This window comes from Ignavibacteriales bacterium (assembly GCA_026390595.1).
GTDB lineage: Bacteria > Bacteroidota > Ignavibacteria > UBA10030 > UBA10030 > UBA9647.
The window spans coordinates 130,550-147,759 of record JAPLFQ010000005.1 but is presented as its reverse complement, the minus strand read 5'-3'; the positions used below and the strand labels follow the sequence as shown (position 1 = coordinate 147,759).

Genomic DNA, 17,210 nt, shown 5'->3' with positions numbered 1-17,210 from the left:
CTCTCACTGTGGATGATACGCTCGGGACTGGAAATGGTTAAAATGTGGGGTTGCTATGGTGAAATATAGCTGGAATCGAACCCGTAAGAAAGCCGATGGCCATTAGCTGTTGGCTTGAAACGCTCATTGGCTAACCGCTAATAGCTAAAAGCTAATCGCCCGCCCGTTTTCTCGTGTTTCAAAACACACATTCTATGAAACCCGCTCCATATTTCGCATATTCCTTATATAAATGGAACAGAAAGCTCCCAATTTCCCGGTCGAAGATACCCTCCCGGCGCTCATCGGAGCGCTGGCCTCGTCGCGGTGTGCCGTACTCAGCGCACCTCCCGGTGCCGGCAAGACTACGCGTGTGCCGATCGCTTTGCTCAACGCCGCGTGGCTTGGAAAGAGCAATATTCTGATGCTCGAGCCCCGTCGTCTCGCTGCCCGGCGGGCCGCATCGTTCATGGCTCAACAACTGGGGGAAAAAGTCGGGCAGACCGTCGGTTATCGCATACGAGGCGATGCCGCGGTCGGTAAAGCCACGCGCGTCGAAGTGGTGACAGAAGGAATCCTGACGCGCATGCTCCACGCTAATCCCGAACTACCCGGCGTCGGCCTCGTCATATTCGATGAGTTCCATGAGCGGAGCATTCACGCCGATCTCGGTCTGGCCTTCACACTCGAAGTTCAGAAACACCTGCGTGACGATTTGCGCGTGCTGGTCATGTCGGCTACGCTTGATGGTGTTGCGATTGCCCAATTATTGCAGGGCGCCCCAATTGTTGAAAGCGCTGGAAAAATGTTCGCGGTAGAAACGCGGTACGCTCGTTTTGCTTCAGACAAGCCGCTTGAAATCCGGATTGCAGATGTTGTTGCCCGCGCACTGTCATCGGAAGAGGGGGACGTTCTTGTCTTCCTTCCCGGCATGCGGGAGATCCGGCGCGTCGAAGAAAAACTTCAAACCCATCTGACGGACGATGTCGTTGTACACCTTCTTCACGGCGACCTGTCTGCAAGCATTCAGGAAGCAGCCCTCTCACCGGCACAATCCGGCAAACGAAAAGTGATTCTTTCCACGAGCATTGCGGAAACGAGTCTCACGATCGATGGAGTGCGTATTGTCGTCGATTCGGGGCTTGCACGAGCGGCTCGATTCGATCCGCGGCGGGGTATGTCGGGACTCGTGACGATTCCAGTCTCACGTGCAGTTGCCGATCAGCGGCGTGGCCGGGCGGGAAGACAAGGCGCCGGAGTGTGCTACAGGTTATGGAGGGAAGAAGAGCACCAGCAACTTCCAGACTATCCGGTGCCCGAAATCAGGGTCTCTGATCTGGCACACGCTGCTCTTGACCTGGCCCTGTGGGGCTCACCGACCGGTGAAGGGCTGTCATTTCTCGACCCCCCGCCAACAGCGCTTTTGTCGCAAGCGCAGGGAGTTCTCAAATCTCTCGGAGCCCTCACCGAGGATGGACGATTGACTTCGCACGGACGTACGATGGCCGCTTTGCCTTTACATCCTCGTTTCGCACATATGATCATCAAAGGAAAAGAACTCAAGCGTGGAGCGGCTGCATGTGAGCTTGCTGCCATACTTGAGGAGCGCGATCTCCTCGGGGGCGGAGCGAAATCGGATGTAGACCTGGCTTCGCGCATCGATGCATTTCGTGGTGGTCGTGGACTTGCTCCCGTCGTTCGCGACCGGATTGAAGCACAGCGGAAAAGATTGATGGATATGTTGGATATTGAAAATGGACCGGTGAACGATTCAGAGTGTGGAATCCTGGTTTCTCTTGCGTATCCGGAGCGCGTCGCGCGAAAACGACCCGAGAACGGAGGACGATATCAGCTGGCTAATGGCTCCGTCGCCGTGCTTCCTCAGGGGAATCTCGGTCGTGAGGAGTTTCTTGCGATTGCAGATGTTGATGCAGGAAGCGGCGAAGCGAAGATCTATCTGGCTGCTTCTATCAAAGAGAGCGAACTCGAGGCAGCGTTTTCGCATGAGGTTCTGAGCAGCATCGAGATTGAATGGAGTGATGCGAAACGGCAGGTGCGAGCCAGAAGAGTCCGAAAGCTCGGAGCCGTCGTGCTCAGCGAACAAGCAATAGAGCCGTCGGGAGAAGAAATTACGCGGGCATTGCTGGAAGGAATTCGGCGGGTCGGCTTATCGTGTCTCCCCTGGGAGAAGGAAGCGGATCGATTTCGGACGCGCGTTCAGTGGGTCCGGAGATCGATGAAAGAGGCGGTTGAGTGGCCAGATCTGTCTGACGAAGCGCTTGCAGTATCCCTCGAGAAGTGGCTGGCGCCGTTTGTTGACGGGATGAGGAAGCTGGATCAGTTGCTGCGGCTGGATCTTGTCGAAATCCTTCGGTCAATGTTCGATCATCAGCAATTACGTGATCTCGATCGTTTTGCTCCTTCACATCTGCAGGTGCCAAGCGGTTCCCGGGTCGCGCTTGATTATACCCCCTCCGACCATCCGGCACTGTTTGTGAAACTCCAGGAGTTGTTCGGGTTGACTGAAACGCCGCGCGTCGGCGGTGGAACAACACCCGTCACCATTCATCTGCTCTCCCCTGCTGCCCGGCCGCTGGCCGTGACACAAGATCTCCGCAGTTTCTGGCAGAATACCTATCCCGAAATCAGAAAGCAGCTCCGCGCCAAGTATCCGAAACATCCTTGGCCGGAGGATCCGCTGACAGCAACCCCCACGCGACGCACAATCAGGAAAAGGTAAGACACTTTACCTTTTCTGGCTATCAGCTATTGGCTGTTAGCTAACCGCCAACTGCGAAGGTGTTGACTTACTCCGCCGATTTGAAAATCCGCACCGGCCCCAGCAAGCCTGACGGCAGCAGCGGAGAATCCTTCGTGAAATGCCGCCACGTGGCGAACGTGTACCGCCCCTTCGATGGGCGCTGTTCGTTCTTCAACAGCCAATCGGGCCAGCGGAGCAGGTTGCCATCCTTTCCGTATTCGGTGTCAGGCGGCTGGAACTCATCACCGATCAGCCGGTTCGGCCACAGATTTGCGACCTCGATCTCGAGCTTGTTCCCGCTTTTCTGAACAGCATCGGTCATCTCCACACGCCAGGGGGCACACCAGACGATGCCGAGTTCACGACCATTGAGGCGGACACGAGCCATGTTGAAAACCGTCCCCAGGTTGAGCCACAATCGCGTGGATTTCTTTTCAACCCCGCCAAATGAAACGGGAAGATCGAATACCTTGCGATAAGTCGCTGTTCCGGAGAAATATTTTACCCCATCCTCGGGCCGCATCGTCCAATCTCCCAATGATTCAAATTTGATACTCTTTGGTCCGCCCAGATCCGGGTTGAAAAAAACATCCCAGGACCCTTCAAGAGTACCCGCAACAAGAATGTTTGGATCATTGTGCGCGTTGGATCTCTTTTCCCCCAAGGGTGCTTCGAAGAACACAAAACAAGATTGTGCGGCCTCAAACTGAAGCGTGATCGATGTCCGGCCGTTGCGCGAGGTATACTTGGGCAACTCACGTATCTCGCCGGTGACAGCATCCCAGAGCTGCGGACGTTTTCCAGCAACACGAAAAGCGCACTGTGCGGAAACAGCGCGACTTGATGGATTAGCAATGAAATAGAGATCTGTTTCTTTGAGGCGTCTGTGCGTGTAGCGAAGGGCTGCGTCGGATTCAAAATCGGGCGCGATGCTCATAGAGATCAGCAAAGAAGCTACGATACCGAAATCTCCATATTGCTCGGGTCCGGAAGCCGTCGTCTGCACTGCCGACGGAGGAATCCTCGTCGCACTCGAGTGTTTCCACACGACACGCCCTTTGCCCAGGCGGTGTTCGGTGATTCGTATCCCGTCCGAATTTCCCCAGAGCTCATCCGCAAGCCTCTTCACCTCGGTGTCGCAGTCGGGATAGCCGGACAAACCAGGCGACTTGAGGACGCGAGGGCCAACAACCGTCGCACCGGCTTCCACCAACTCTTTTATCTTGCGCAGGAGCGCCGGAGTCATTGTTTCCCGTTCCGGGAGAACAAGGATTCGATAGCTCATGCCGTCGGGTAACACCAGGCGGCCATCTTTGACGGACATTTTCGACAGGACTACTTCCGGCGCGCATCCGTCGAAGTTGTACCCAAGTCGATCCGGAGGACTTCCCCTGACGGCCGAAGTCGGCGGGCGAAATACCTGGGGAGATCCTTCGGGAACAAGAAAACACACATCCGCAACAGGAAGTCCCTGACGCAGCAGATACTGACACCGGGAAAGATATGTATGATACGCAGGAGCCATGTTCCACCAGGTCTGAGTCCGCTCCCAGTGCACACCGTACGGACCCATGGTCATTCCAGGAAGCCGGTTCAACCACGGTTGATGTTGAGACCGGTGAAAGACGAATCGATTCACGCCTGCAGCGAAAGCCCAGTCACCAAGAGTCTTCATTGTCGTCGGATACGCCAGCCAGCGCTCCTCATCGCTCGATGTGAATGACTCTGCCGCTACCACCGCCTTTCCATTCGTATGGGCAATGGACGTCGCCTCAAGAACAGAGAAGCTTGTATTGAACCCGTACATCCAGAACTCGCACATTGGCACGTCGGCGATACCGCCGAGGGTCATGTCTGCACACGGGGTCATGTCATACGGCTCGATGGACAGGCCGAAACCAGAACGTCGGCCAAGCTCCTTAAGATGAAGGGCATGATTCTTTAACAGAAGGTCCTGCGCGGTCTGGCGCAGGTCCCAGAGAAAGCGTTCGGAAATCTCGCCGCTTCCAACAACCCGGCCTGCGATTGCGGGAAGGTAGGGATAGAGATCGTACCCTCGCAAGCGCTTGAATTCCTCGCGGAAGGCAGGAGTCCAGTTTTGCGCTCCCATTTCCCAGCTGTCCATGTGAAGCCATTTCCATCCGGCTTCGCTTCCGCTGTTGCGCGGCCCAAGATCGCGGAGAAGGCTCCCGATGAATGCATCGAAGTGAGCATTGAGGGCGGTAGTATCGAGCTTGTCGGATTCCAGGCCGACGCCTGGAACGGGTGCGGGACGCGTGGTTGCCCCGGTGCTTGTGTTTCCGAAACGCATAATCGTCCAACTTCCGGCAGGCACATTCCATACGAGATTCCCGCCGGCAGTCATTGAAGATGTGACATCAACGACCTGTTTCGCGGCTATCACAGCGTTTGGTGGGATGGTTGGATAGGTCGCTGGTGCAGGAAGAGACGGTTGTACGCCCGGTTGTGATGAATACGGAGCGCGAACGTAGAGCGCTTTTTCATCGATGTTGCTGATCCTTTCGCTTCCAGCGGGAGTCGGAAAGGCGAGTACCGTGACATCGCGGTAGAATTCATTTTTGGTCTTCTCGAGTTCTGGTGGAAGCAGGCCGTCGCCGAAAAACGCCGGCCAACGTGTTGGCTGTCGAAGAAAGCCATCGAATCGCTTCGGACCCGTCAGGACCGTATCGCTCGCAACAAGGTGCATCATAGATTGTTCCGGTTTGACCCATGGTCCGCCGCTCCCCGTCCAGCCCGGTCCAGACATAAGGGTCACCTGCAGGCCAAGCCGTTCGGTCTCATTCACAACATGCTTGAAGAGCGCGCGCCATTCACTGCTCATGAAATTTATCGGTCCGCGAGGGATACCGACGTTCACCTCCATGATGATCACGCCGCCGATGCCGGCCTCTTTCATGGATTCAAGGTCTGCCGTGATCCCCTCACGCGTGATGTTTCCATCCATCCAGACCCAATAAACCCAGGGACGGGCAGACTCTGGAGGATGATGGAAATTCTCGCGCAGTTTGTCCGTTTGAGCTGAACCAAAGGACAACACGAAGAGGATCAGAGCGGAGGAGAGAAGAAGTCGTTTCATGATGGGGTTCCCCATTCGGTGGCGTGCGGAAAAAGAAGCAGAGTCACAGCAAAAGCTGAACACTGATGACACGGAAAAAGCACGCGATGACCACAGATTGATCAATCAGTGTAAATCTGTACCATCTGTCTCATCTGTGTGCCATTCACCGGTTCAAACTCTTCCTGTCATTGGTGAAAATCTTCCGCCGGATCTCTGGCTTCTTCCCAAAGTTCAACAGAATCCCAACCTCAAGATCGGTCGCTTTCAGGTAGTTGATCAGCTGCAATTCATGTTCTTCCGCCACAAATTCAGCCGCCTTGAGCTCAAGGACAATCGTATGCTCTACGATGATGTCCGCAAAATATTCTCCGACGAGCAAATCTTTGTAATGAACACCCACCGGGGCCTGGTTTTGAACAGCCAATCCCTCCTCGGCCAGGTCAATCATCAGTGCGCGTTCGTATACTTTTTCCAAGAAACCCTACCCAAGCGAGTTATATACTTCGAAAAAGCACCCAATAATTTTCCGCGTCAACTCCTCGTATAAGTAGACCATTCTTCCTCCGTCTTCGTAAGATGGACGACGAAGGAAGGAAAAACGCCGGAAGAGTAGCAACTGTTTTCGATTGGCAAGAATGGATCTTATGGCTTCCAGCGAGAATCCTGTTCCAGAACACCCGATTCTTCTAAGAGTTTGCACGCATTCTGAACACAGGGCAGGCAGACTGTTGCAGAAAGTCTCCGCTCAGCATAGTCCTTCTTCCCTTCTTCTGTATTAATGTCACACCCCAGCAATTCCCTGCGCGAGATTGAGCCATGGAGTTGATGAAAACACCGCGTGAATTCTCTGAACTCAGCGTATGTTCTTTCCTTGGCGGAGACATCGCTGGCGTCGGACATTCCATGCTTCGAGCCAATGACCATCAAAGCGCCCGTTACCGCGCCGCATACTTCCTGCTGCCTGCCCATCCCAGCGCCGAACCCCGTCGAGATTCGCAATGCATCGGCCTCCTCGATCCCCAGGAGTGGCGCGTATGCTGAGAAGACAGCCTGTGCACAATTGAATCCCCTTTTGAACCGATCGGTTGCATCGTCTACTCTTGATTTCATATGTCGTTCCGCATACGATTGACTGGGTGAATGCTTCACTTTCCGCCGCTCTTCTCCGGCCGCAACTGCGCGATCCGGTTGCCGGCCGCTGAATCGGAGATCAAGGCGGCAAGTCGTCTCTGCCGCGTCGCTTCCTGTTTCGCACTCACCACCCACCAGGTCGCTGTTTTCCGGTACGATGGGGGTTGGGATTGAAAGAATGTCCAGGCGTCCCTGTTGGCGCGGAATTGTTTCTCACAAGCGGTTCCAAGCGTAGCGCTTTTCTGCTCGTAAGCGTACAATTCTGACCTCTTCTGATCGCGTCCCTCGAACGCTTTCCTGCCGGCCGGTTGCATCAGCCCGAGCCGAATCAACTCCTGTGCGCGTTTGGTGTTCACCGCGCTCCAAGTGCTCGTAGACTTGCGCGGGGTGAAGCGTATCATGTAACTCTCAGAGTCGCAAGACTTTCTCAGCCCGTCAATCCAGCCGAAGCAGAGAGCCTGATCCACCGACTCGGGCCAGGTAATGCTCGGCTTGGCGGTGCCTTTTTTGTGAAATCCAACCCAGAATTCTTTCCCTGACACATGGTTCTTCGTGAGCCATTGCCGAAACAATGCGGGGGTGGCGAAAAACGTTGGCTTGATCTGGGCAGGTTTGCGGGGTTTTTCCGGCATGTTTGCGGGACGTTGAATTTGAATATTTGATATTGGCAATTCCCATGAACGACTATTCTTGTCCGATTGAATTTCAAATACCGAATATCGATCAACGAATCAAGAAGTATTGTTTTTCAAACGTACCCCAAGCTTGCATCAATGTCAATTATCTTTCTATCTTCGTCCAAGCCGTAGTTTCACGCAAAGCTGCAAAGACCTGCAAGAGATTCGAGGGATGTTCTTCTGTTCCTTGGCGACCTTGCGTGAGAGTTCTTTTGAACCTGTCGGAGGTACACCATGGAAAATCAAATTGGTCGTCGCAGATTTCTCCAGCGAAGCGTCTTGTCGGGTACAGGAACGTTGCTCGTTTCAATGCTCCCCAACTTCCTCAATGCGGCTGAACGAAGCCAGGAAGCGCCAGCGGAAAAAGGAGGCGATCAACTTCTTAAGCCCGCGCGCGTGTTCGATGCCGAAGACGGCAAGATCCACGAAGGGTGGGTGGTTCTGATTCGTGGAGAAAAGATTGTGGCGGTTGGTCCCCCGTCGCAGGTTCAGGTGCCCTCTGGCGCAAAAACGATCGACCTGGCCGGAACAACATTGCTCCCGGGCCTGATGGACATCCACTCTCACATCCTGCTGCATCCTTACAACGAGACACTCTGGAACGACCAGGTGCTGAAAGAACCGTTCGCCTATCGTACCATTGAGGCGGTGAAACAATGCGAGAAGACCCTGATGTCCGGATTCACGCTGCTGCGAGATCTTGGCACGGAAGGGGCGGGCTACGCGGATGTTTCCCTGCAGCGAGCAATTAACGAAGGAATAATCCCTGGTCCACGACTGCTTGTTGCCACGCGCGCAATTGTCGCGACCGCGAGCTACGGACCTGGTCCGGCAGGGTTCGCGCCGGAAGTGGAACTGCCCAAGGGAGGCCAGGAGGTCAGCGGACAGGCAGAGATGATCAAGGCGGTACGCCAGCAGATTGGCGGCGGAGCCGACTGGGTGAAAGTGTACGCAGACTATAGGCATGGTGTCAGCGGGACGGTTCCGACGTTCAGCGAAGAAGAACTGAAAACTCTCGTGGCAGAAGCGCGGTCTGCCGGAAGGCCGGTCTCGTCTCATGCGACGACACCTGAGGGCATGCGCCGCTCGATCATGGCTGGAGTTGATTCAATCGAGCACGGCTATGGCGGCACGGAAGAAGTGTTCAAACTCATGGCTCAGCACAATGTAGCCTTTCTCCCTACGCTGACCGCAGAAGAAGCCTATGGAGAATACTTCGACGGATTCAAAGCGGGCGGACCGTTATCGCCGGGTATGAAACTAGCACTGCGCGCCTTCAAGCTCGCACTGGACGCCGGCGTCACCATCGGACTCGGAAGCGATGTGGGCGTCTTTGCTCACGGAACAAATTACCGCGAGCTCGAATGGCTGGTCCGAGGCGGCATGACCACATCGCAAGCGCTCATAGCTGCAACGTCTGTGAACGCGAAGATCATCCGCATGGAGAATCAGATCGGACGCGTACGCCCCAATCTCTATGCCGACCTGATCGCGGTGAAGGGAGACCCGACGCAGGATATCAAGACCTGCCGGGATGTGAAGTTTGTGATGAAAGGGGGAAAGGTGTATAAGGGCTAGACGGAAGCAATCAGCGGTCAGCAATCAGCTGTCAGCTGTGGGCCGGTTCTTGCCTGGCACATGGAGAACTCAGCCAACCGCTCATCGCTGATCGCTAAATACCGGTGCCTGATTGCAACCGCCGCACACCGGAACTCCCTCGCCCTCCTCTGCGTTTGAAATCAGCAGGGCTAAGAGCTTCGTTCTTCCCCGAATGTCTGATTCACTTCTCTTGGCTTTGAAGCCCGGAATAACCCGCCAACACAGACATGCCGGCACCAGCTCCGCCGACCGCGAAGGAAGAAAAAGGAAAGAAGAAATAATTGTCAATTATCAACTGTCAATGGACAGTTGATAATGTACACTTGAGAATCGAGAACCCATCGTGAGAGCCTGCCCGAGAGATTCACAAGAGCTAACGGGTAGACGAAGCACGGCCAACCAACAATCTTTCATCGACAATCGGAAATCGACAATCAAAGGAACACCCATGGGCAAGCGCCTTACAGAGGACCAACAAAAATTTTACGCAACCAACGGCTACATTTTTGGTATGCCGCCGGTGTTCACGCCGCAACAAGTGAGCGGGCTCAACAAAGGACTCGAAGAGCTCATGAAGCTTCTTCGCCAGGGCGAGGACTCCAAGGAGATCCGCGAGTGGCACGAGAGCAGCCGGTTCCTCTATGATGTCTGCACGAACCCGGCGATTCTCGATTACGTTGAAGACATCCTTGGTCCCGACTTCTATCTCTGGGGGTCGAACTTCTTCATCAAGCCGCCGCGTAGCAACTCGACGGTTGGCTGGCACCAGGACACGTACTATTGGCCGCTCGAGCCCAAAATTTCCGCAACGGTGTGGCTGGCGCTGGAAGATGTCGATGAGCAGAACGCTGCGATGCAGGTGATCCCGGGATCACACAAGGTGGGCTTGCTCAAACACTCCCGTTCGTCAAGCACAGATTCTGTTCTTACCCTCGAATGCGAAGGCGGGCAATATCGTGAAGACCTCGCGGTGTCGCTCAAAGTGAGGGCCGGCGCGTTTTCTTTGCACGATGATAAACTCGTGCACGGCTCCCCCGCCAACAACTCCGACCGCCGCCGCGCCGGACTGACCATCCGCTACTCGAGCACCATCGTCAGATGCGACCTCTCTGTCAATCCGTACTTCAAAACGTATCTCTGTCGCGGCGTCGACACCTACAGGCACAACCCGGTTGGAATTGTGCCAACACAGGAATTCGGCCGACTGGACAGAAAGCACATCAGTGTGGAAGAAGCGGGCGTGGAGGCAGAGAAGAAGCTGGGGTTAGTACAATAGTGCCGAGGTCATGGAGTGGAGCTGGCGATTGGCAATTAGCTTTTAGCTTCCAGTCAAAGGCTAACCGCCAATAGCTAACAGCAATCAGCGCGCATTTCTTAGTTGATAGCTGACTGCCGACGGCTGACCGCTCACCATCCAGACACTACGACACGCTCTTATTCAAATAGTCGACCGCCCCCTGTGGATTTGGCGAATAGAAATCAGCGCCAATGTGAGCGCAAAAATCTTGTGTAATAGGGGCGCCGCCGATCAGTATCTTTGTGTCAGGATAAGCCTTCCGAATTGCCTTCACGCTGTTTTCCATGTTGGGCTTTGTTGTCGTCAGCAAGGCGGAAAGCCCGACAAAGCAGCCGGGGTTTTGAGCGATTGCGTCCAGAAACTTATTGGTCGGCACATCAACGCCGAGATCGATCACTTCAAATCCGCCGCCTTTGATAATCATGGACACAAGATTCTTTCCGATGTCGTGCATATCGCCGGCAACGGTGCCGATGACAAACTTGCCTTTGCGCTTCACCTCGCCGGATTCCAGAAACGGCTTGATATGTTTCATGACAGCGTTCATTGCTTCGGCAGATACAATGAGATTTGTCACAAACGCGGTCCCATCGCTGAACTCTTTTCCAACCCGCTCCATTCCCAACATACAACCTTCCAGCAAATCGATCGGTTGAACCCCGTTCTTCAGCGCGTCTGCAGCGATTTCATCGGCGCCATCCTGATCTTTCATGTCAGGTGGATACCAGAATGACTTGGATATTTTGCCTCGAGCAACGCACAGAGCAATTTTGTCAACAATTTCTTGCATGATCCTTCTCCCTAGTTTGTTACATCAAGTTTCGCTTCTTTTATGATCGTCGGAACAATACTTTCCCACATCGCCGGCATGAGATGAATACCCCGGACCCCCGTCATTTGTCTTAGCGTTTGAATAGTCTCAACGGCGATTTTAACGCCCTCTTCTTCGGGATCGCGCGCCTGGTGCATTCGCTGAACATACTTGTCTTGGATCCTGATGCCGGGCACTTCTTGCTTCATCCACAGTAACGTTTTTGCTGTTTTTACAGGCAGAACGCCGGCGAGAATTGCCGTTCTCTCATGAAGACCCATTTCGACGACTCGTTCCATCCATTTGGCGAAAAGTTCAAGGTCAAACACGGGCTGTGTTTGAATAAAATGCGCCCCGGCCTCAATCTTTTTATACAGGCGGATCAAGCGCATTTCGAACGGCTCGGCAAAAGGATTCGCTGCCGCGCCGATAAGAAATGCAGGGGCTTTCTTCATTTCATGGCCGGAAAGCAAGAACCCCTTGTTCATCGCGGAAACGGTGGCAACAAGCTGGATGGAATCGAGGTCAAACACCCCCTTTGCTTCGGGATGATCGCCAAATTTCTGATGGTCGCCTGTCAGGCACAGCACATTCCGGATGCCCAACGCAGCGGCGCCCATGAGATCGCTTTGAATCGCCAATCTGTTGCGGTCACGGCAGGTCATCTGTATAATCGGTTCAACGCCCTCTTCAAGCAATATCTTTGCCGAAGCGATACTCGACAGCCTGGCGACAGCTTTCTGGTTGTCGGTGATATTCACCGCATCCACGAAGCCCTTGAAGTGCTTTGATTTGTTCCGGATGACGTCGCCATCGCAGCTTTGCGGCGGGCCGATTTCTCCGCATACAACAAACTGGTTCGAGTCAATCTTTTCTTTCAACGTCATCGGAGATCAGTTCCTTCACTTTTTGTTTGTCATGACGAACAAGCCAGATTGGAGCATCAATTCGTTTTCTCCAAACATTCAGCCACGACGATGTGCCTTCAAGATTCCAATTATGGATCTTGCTAATTTTGTAGAGCAAGCTCATACGGCTTAAGAATCGTGACCGAAAATATATCTTGTACCATACGCACGTTCGCTCGGGATACACTTCGCACGATCCATCCTCGCCGGTTCCGCCGCACGGTCCATTGCGGAGCCGCTTCGGGCATCGCTGGCTGCAGATAAAAGCAGTCGACGAGAGCACGCACTCGCCGCAGTGTTGACAACCAAAAACGGGCACCTTTACAAGGTCTTCAAAAAGAAGCAGAAGACGTGAGAACTTCCGTTCTCGTGCCGTAATGGGAGGATGGTTTAGAGTAGCGAGATCTTTTGCCAAAAGTCATTCCTTGTATACAATGCGTTCACGGCGCTCGCTCTGTTGACGATCAGCGACACGTACGGCGCAGCTGCTACAAATTCAGCTTACAGCTTTGACATCGCGTGGATTCTCGGGCATTTCAGGAAAAATACTGCATCACCCTCATGATAGCCCCAACCCCCTCCAGCTTCAACACATCTCTGAGACATTGCATCGCTGGATCATCATCAGCTGGAAGTGAATATTTTCGGTGCACGGAACCAATGATAGTATTCAATCCCAGGGGCATTGCCATGGCCAGAAACGCACTTTCCAGCGGGCTTTTGACCGGGGAGCCGTCTGCCCGCTTTGAGGGAAGCATTGCTGTGAAGTTACTCAATCCAACCGACATACGCACATCAGAGAGATCATTATCCTGATGAATCAGCGCCATCGCGCCCATGAGCCGCCTGAAATCTCCTTTTGAATCGCTCCCGATTGGCATGATGCCTGGATCAAGAATAATGCGGTCGTTGGTAATCTCTTGTATGCGTTCCCGGGCGATCCTCACCATCGATTTCGCCGTTGCATGGATTTGTTCGGCCGTTGTGTTCAGGATGAATTCGCCCGACTGATCCATTCCTTCAGTGACAAGCAAAACGGGAATGAATGGCTGAATCGAGTATAAACCGAACATTTCCTGGCGTGCTTCAGAAATTGAATTCAGAATCGGTTCTTGATTTCCCGCACGCTCAGCACGATATGCTTCCAAGCCCGCGGCCGCAATTGCCGGATCGGGCGTGTCGATTGAAAGTGGCAGCGAAATATGCTCTTGAATTCTCTTCACGATTTCCGCCATGAAGCCTGGAGAACGGGACCCGACATTCACATCAATATAGGCAGCCCCCTTGTCGGCCTGCAACCGAGCCAGACTAACAATGCCCTCGATGTTGCGTTCTTCAAACAACGCATACGTGGATGGGACCGAATCGTTTATCGATTCACCAACAATAGTAAGACCGGGGATACTCATTTACAGAACTCCTTGATGAACCACCGAGAAACGCATCGGTGCGACGGTTGTGTGCGGTCCAGCGATGACATGTTCATGTAGAAATGGCGCAACAACGGATCAGAATTCTTCAGGATACAACAACGGTGCAATGGTAACCTTACTGCATTGTCGCAAAAAAATCAACACTTCGACTCGCAAATAACGCTCCCGCCTGCTTCGTGAATCAAAAAGGCGGGCAGGCGCTCAGAGCAAGTCACGGGTACCTAACCGCTAATAGTCAACAGCTAAGAGCGTTACCCGAACGCCGAATGATGATCTTGCTGGACTTGCATCAAACACGTGTTCTGCCTAACTTCTTCCACGAAAACGCACTTCTTGCAGCACAGCATGCACTCTCAACCAGGAAAAGCCATGAACAAGCTCGTTCTTGCCGTCGCCCTTCTTGCCTCCATTTCAATTTCCCGGGCCCAGACTCTCCAGCCGGATTGGGAAGACCCCGAGGTCGTTTCCATCAACCGCCTGCCGATGCGGGCATCGTACTTCCCGTTCGAATCTCTCAAAGCAGCTCAACAGGGAGACCAGTCGGCATCGTCGCGATTTCTCTCGCTCAACGGAATGTGGAAATTTTCATGGGTCGACCACCCCGGCAAAAGGCCCAAAGACTTCTACAAGCCCGGCTACGACGATTCACGCTGGGGACAATTCCCCGTTCCATCAAACTGGGAATTCAAGGGATATGGCACTCCCATCTACGTCAACATACCGTACGAATTCAGTCCGACCAATCCCCAGCCTCCCGATATTCCCGATTCCCTGAACCCCGTCGGAAGCTACCGGAAGGTTTTCACACTTCCCGACGGCTGGGATGGAATGCGGATCTATATCCATCTGGGCGGAGTCAAGTCTGTCTTCTACATCTGGGTGAACGGAGAAAAGGTCGGTTACAGCGAAGACAGCAAGCTCGAAGCGGAATTCGACATCACGCCGTACGTCAAGAAAGGTGAAAACCTTGTTGCGCTCGAAGTGTACCGATGGAGCGATGCCTCATTCCTCGAGTGTCAGGATTTCTGGAGGATCTCCGGCATCGAGCGGGATGTCTTTCTGTACGCGCGTCCGTTCGTGCATCTCTATGATGTTCGCGCCGTCACCGTACTCGATGACTCCTACAACGATGGGCTGTTCAATCTGGAATGCGAGTTGAGGAACACGGGAAGCACAGCAGCGAAGGGATATTCCTGTGTGGTGACGCTCCGGGATGCCGATGGCAGGACGATGCTCACCGACAGCAGGGCCTTTTCTCCGCTCGACGGAAAACCGTCCTCAACCATGGTTCGGATTTCCGGACGCGTCCCGACAGTTCGACAATGGTCGGCAGAAATCCCCTACCTTTATGCGCTCGACATTGTTCTTCAGAACGACAAGGGGATTGTTCAGGAAGCCATAAGAAAGAAAGTCGGATTCCGAACAGTCGAGGTCAAGGGGGCAGACCTCCTTGTCAACGGCAAGAGGATCTATGTCAAGGGAGTGAATCGCCACGAGCATGACCCGGTAACGATTCATGTGCTGAGCCGCGAACAGATGGAAAAAGATGTGCAGCTCATGAAGATGATGAACATCAACGCTGTGCGGACCTGTCACTATCCGAATAACCCCATCTGGTATGACCTGTGTGATGAGTATGGTATCTATCTGATCGACGAGGCGAACATTGAGTCGCACGGGATGGGCTACGATCTTGATAAGACGCTCGGGAACAATCCGCGCTGGCTCAAGGCGCACCTCGAACGCGCCAGCCGCATGGTTCTTCGCGACAAGAACCATGCATCAATCATAACCTGGTCGCTTGGCAACGAAGCTGGGAACGGTTCGAATTTCTATGAGTGTTACAAGTGGATCAAGGCGTACGACTCGACACGCCCCGTCCAGTATGAGCGCGCCGGGCTGGAGTGGAACACGGATATCTATTGCCCGATGTATCCGCATCCGAACTCTCTCATTCAATATTCACTGTCGAACCCAACGCGCCCGCTGATCATGTGCGAGTACGCGCACGCCATGGGAAACACACTGGGGAATTTCAGGGAATACTGGGAAATCATCGAGTCGTATCCGGCCCTTCAGGGAGGATTCATCTGGGACTGGGTTGACCAGGGGGTGTGGCTCGAAAAGAACGGAGTGAAGTTCTTTGGATACGGGGGCGATTGGGGTCCCCCCGGTACTCCGAGTGACAACAACTTCCTGTGCAATGGTCTTGTCCAGCCCGACAGGAGGCCGAATCCGCAGGCTTATGAAATGAAGAAGATGTATCAGAACATCAAGTTCCGCCTGCTGGACGCCCGGCGCGGTCTTGTGGAAGTGAAAAACGCGAACTTCTTCCGTGACCTCTCGAATTACACGCTGATCTGGACGCTGCTCGAGAACGGAAAGCAGGTTCAAAGCGGAGCGGTTCAATCAATCGACGCGTTTCCAGGGAAAAGCGTTGCGGTGAATCTTGGATTAAACCTGTCTCCTGCGGCCGGGGCGGAGTACTACCTGCAGCTTTCCGCAGTGACAAAAAAGGGTGAAGGCCTGGTGCCAGCCGGCCACGAACAGGCCAAAGAAGAGTTTTCTCTCGCGGGTCAGGCCTCGCCGGCGGCGTTCGTTGCCGACGGGACTCCTGTTACGGTGGATGAAACCAGTGGACGGGTCACTCTCAGCAACAGGAATTTTTCTCTCGAGTTCAACAAAACGTCTGGCCTCATTGAATCATACACTGTTCGGGGAAAGAAAATGTGGTCCCAGGGGCCGCGTCCAAACTTCTGGCGTCCGCCGAACGACAATGATTTCGGTGCCGGGTCACAGAAGACCATGGGTATCTGGAAGGATGTTGGAAAGGCGGAGCGTGCAAAGCGAGTCAGAGTCGATCGTGATGACCGGAATCCGAACGGATCAGTCCGCGTACGCGTGGAAACCCCGCTGCTGAAAAACGACGCGCTTGTGGTTGCGGAATACACCATTGACGGCCGGGGAGCGATAACGGTGAGCAACAGCTTCCATGCGTTGCGGGGAAAACATCCCAACCTCTTCAAAGTTGGAAGCCACCTGACGCTCCCGAAGGAGTTTGCAGCGATTCAGTGGTATGGCCGCGGACCGGACGAATCGTATTGGGACCGGAAGAGCTCGGCGCTTGTGGGGACATATGAGGGAGCGATCAAAGACCAGTATCATCCGTACGTCAGACCGCAGGAAAGCGGAAACAAAACCGATGTACGGTGGGCCAGGCTGAAACGAGGCGACGGTTCCGGATTCGAAATACAATTTGTCGACACCTATCTCAATGTGGAGGCACTTCCGTACAGCCCGGACCAGTTGTATCCCGGGGAAGCAAAGCGCCAGACACATTCGCTTGAGCTGAAACCCGATGAGTTCGTGCATCTCGACATTGATTATCAACAGATGGGTGTGGCGGGAATCGACAGCTGGTGGTCGCTGCCGCTGGAAAAGTATCGTCTGCCGTACCAGGATTACCGGTTTGGGTACAGGATTGTTCCGTTGTAGCAACCCAAACTTCAAGATTCGCTATTCGATATTCGACATA

The 17,210-nt window shown here is 53.9% G+C and carries 11 protein-coding genes; 4 read left to right on the top strand and 7 right to left on the bottom strand.

What is annotated here, in order from left to right:
• The first annotated feature begins 232 nt into the window (after positions 1–232).
• Positions 233–2,719 carry an ATP-dependent helicase HrpB gene (gene hrpB, locus NTU47_01295; GenBank protein ID MCX6132421.1) on the top strand — a complete coding sequence of 829 codons (2,487 nt, stop codon included), beginning with the start codon at positions 233–235 and terminating at the stop codon, positions 2,717–2,719.
• A 67-nt stretch (positions 2,720–2,786) separates the two neighbouring features.
• Here the strand turns inward: hrpB and NTU47_01290 are convergent, their stop codons facing one another.
• From NTU47_01290 to NTU47_01275, 4 genes are all read right to left on the bottom strand, one after another.
• Entirely contained in the window at positions 2,787–5,837 is a 3,051-nt protein-coding gene (locus NTU47_01290) for a glycosyl hydrolase (protein MCX6132420.1), read from the bottom strand.
• A gap of 145 nt (positions 5,838–5,982) precedes the next feature.
• The gene (locus tag NTU47_01285; GenBank protein ID MCX6132419.1) at positions 5,983–6,294 is read right to left on the bottom strand and encodes a GxxExxY protein; all 312 of its coding nucleotides are present in this window, start codon (positions 6,292–6,294) and stop codon (positions 5,983–5,985) included.
• A gap of 167 nt (positions 6,295–6,461) precedes the next feature.
• On the bottom strand, positions 6,462–6,929 hold the full coding sequence (locus NTU47_01280) for a C-GCAxxG-C-C family protein (GenBank protein ID MCX6132418.1): 468 nt from the start codon (positions 6,927–6,929) through the stop codon (positions 6,462–6,464).
• A 35-nt stretch (positions 6,930–6,964) separates the two neighbouring features.
• On the bottom strand, positions 6,965–7,582 hold the full coding sequence (locus tag NTU47_01275; protein MCX6132417.1) for a YdeI/OmpD-associated family protein: 618 nt from the start codon (positions 7,580–7,582) through the stop codon (positions 6,965–6,967).
• A 279-nt stretch (positions 7,583–7,861) separates the two neighbouring features.
• Here NTU47_01275 and NTU47_01270 point away from each other — a divergent pair, with 279 nt between their 5' ends.
• Positions 7,862–9,205, top strand: a complete 1,344-nt coding sequence (locus NTU47_01270) for an amidohydrolase family protein (GenBank protein ID MCX6132416.1) — start codon at positions 7,862–7,864, stop codon at positions 9,203–9,205.
• Positions 9,206–9,674: 469 nt separating this feature from the next.
• On the top strand, positions 9,675–10,502 hold the full coding sequence (locus NTU47_01265; GenBank protein MCX6132415.1) for a phytanoyl-CoA dioxygenase family protein: 828 nt from the start codon (positions 9,675–9,677) through the stop codon (positions 10,500–10,502).
• 145 nt (positions 10,503–10,647) lie between these two features.
• Here NTU47_01265 and NTU47_01260 read toward each other — a convergent pair whose 3' ends face one another.
• The 3 genes from NTU47_01260 to NTU47_01250 all read right to left on the bottom strand — a co-directional run bounded on the left by NTU47_01260 (position 10,648) and on the right by NTU47_01250 (position 13,651).
• Complete coding sequence (locus NTU47_01260; GenBank protein ID MCX6132414.1) at positions 10,648–11,313, bottom strand: cobalamin-dependent protein; 666 nt, start codon at positions 11,311–11,313, stop codon at positions 10,648–10,650.
• A gap of 11 nt (positions 11,314–11,324) precedes the next feature.
• Entirely contained in the window at positions 11,325–12,221 is an 897-nt protein-coding gene (locus NTU47_01255; protein MCX6132413.1) for a methylenetetrahydrofolate reductase, read from the bottom strand.
• Between the two features lie 557 nt (positions 12,222–12,778).
• On the bottom strand, positions 12,779–13,651 hold the full coding sequence (locus tag NTU47_01250; GenBank protein ID MCX6132412.1) for a dihydropteroate synthase: 873 nt from the start codon (positions 13,649–13,651) through the stop codon (positions 12,779–12,781).
• Positions 13,652–14,020: 369 nt separating this feature from the next.
• On the opposite strand from NTU47_01250, the gene NTU47_01245 reads away from it, so the two are divergent.
• A complete protein-coding gene (locus NTU47_01245) occupies positions 14,021–17,170 on the top strand; it encodes a DUF4981 domain-containing protein (GenBank protein ID MCX6132411.1) in 3,150 nt (1,049 codons plus the stop codon).
• The last annotated feature ends 40 nt before the right edge of the window (positions 17,171–17,210 follow it).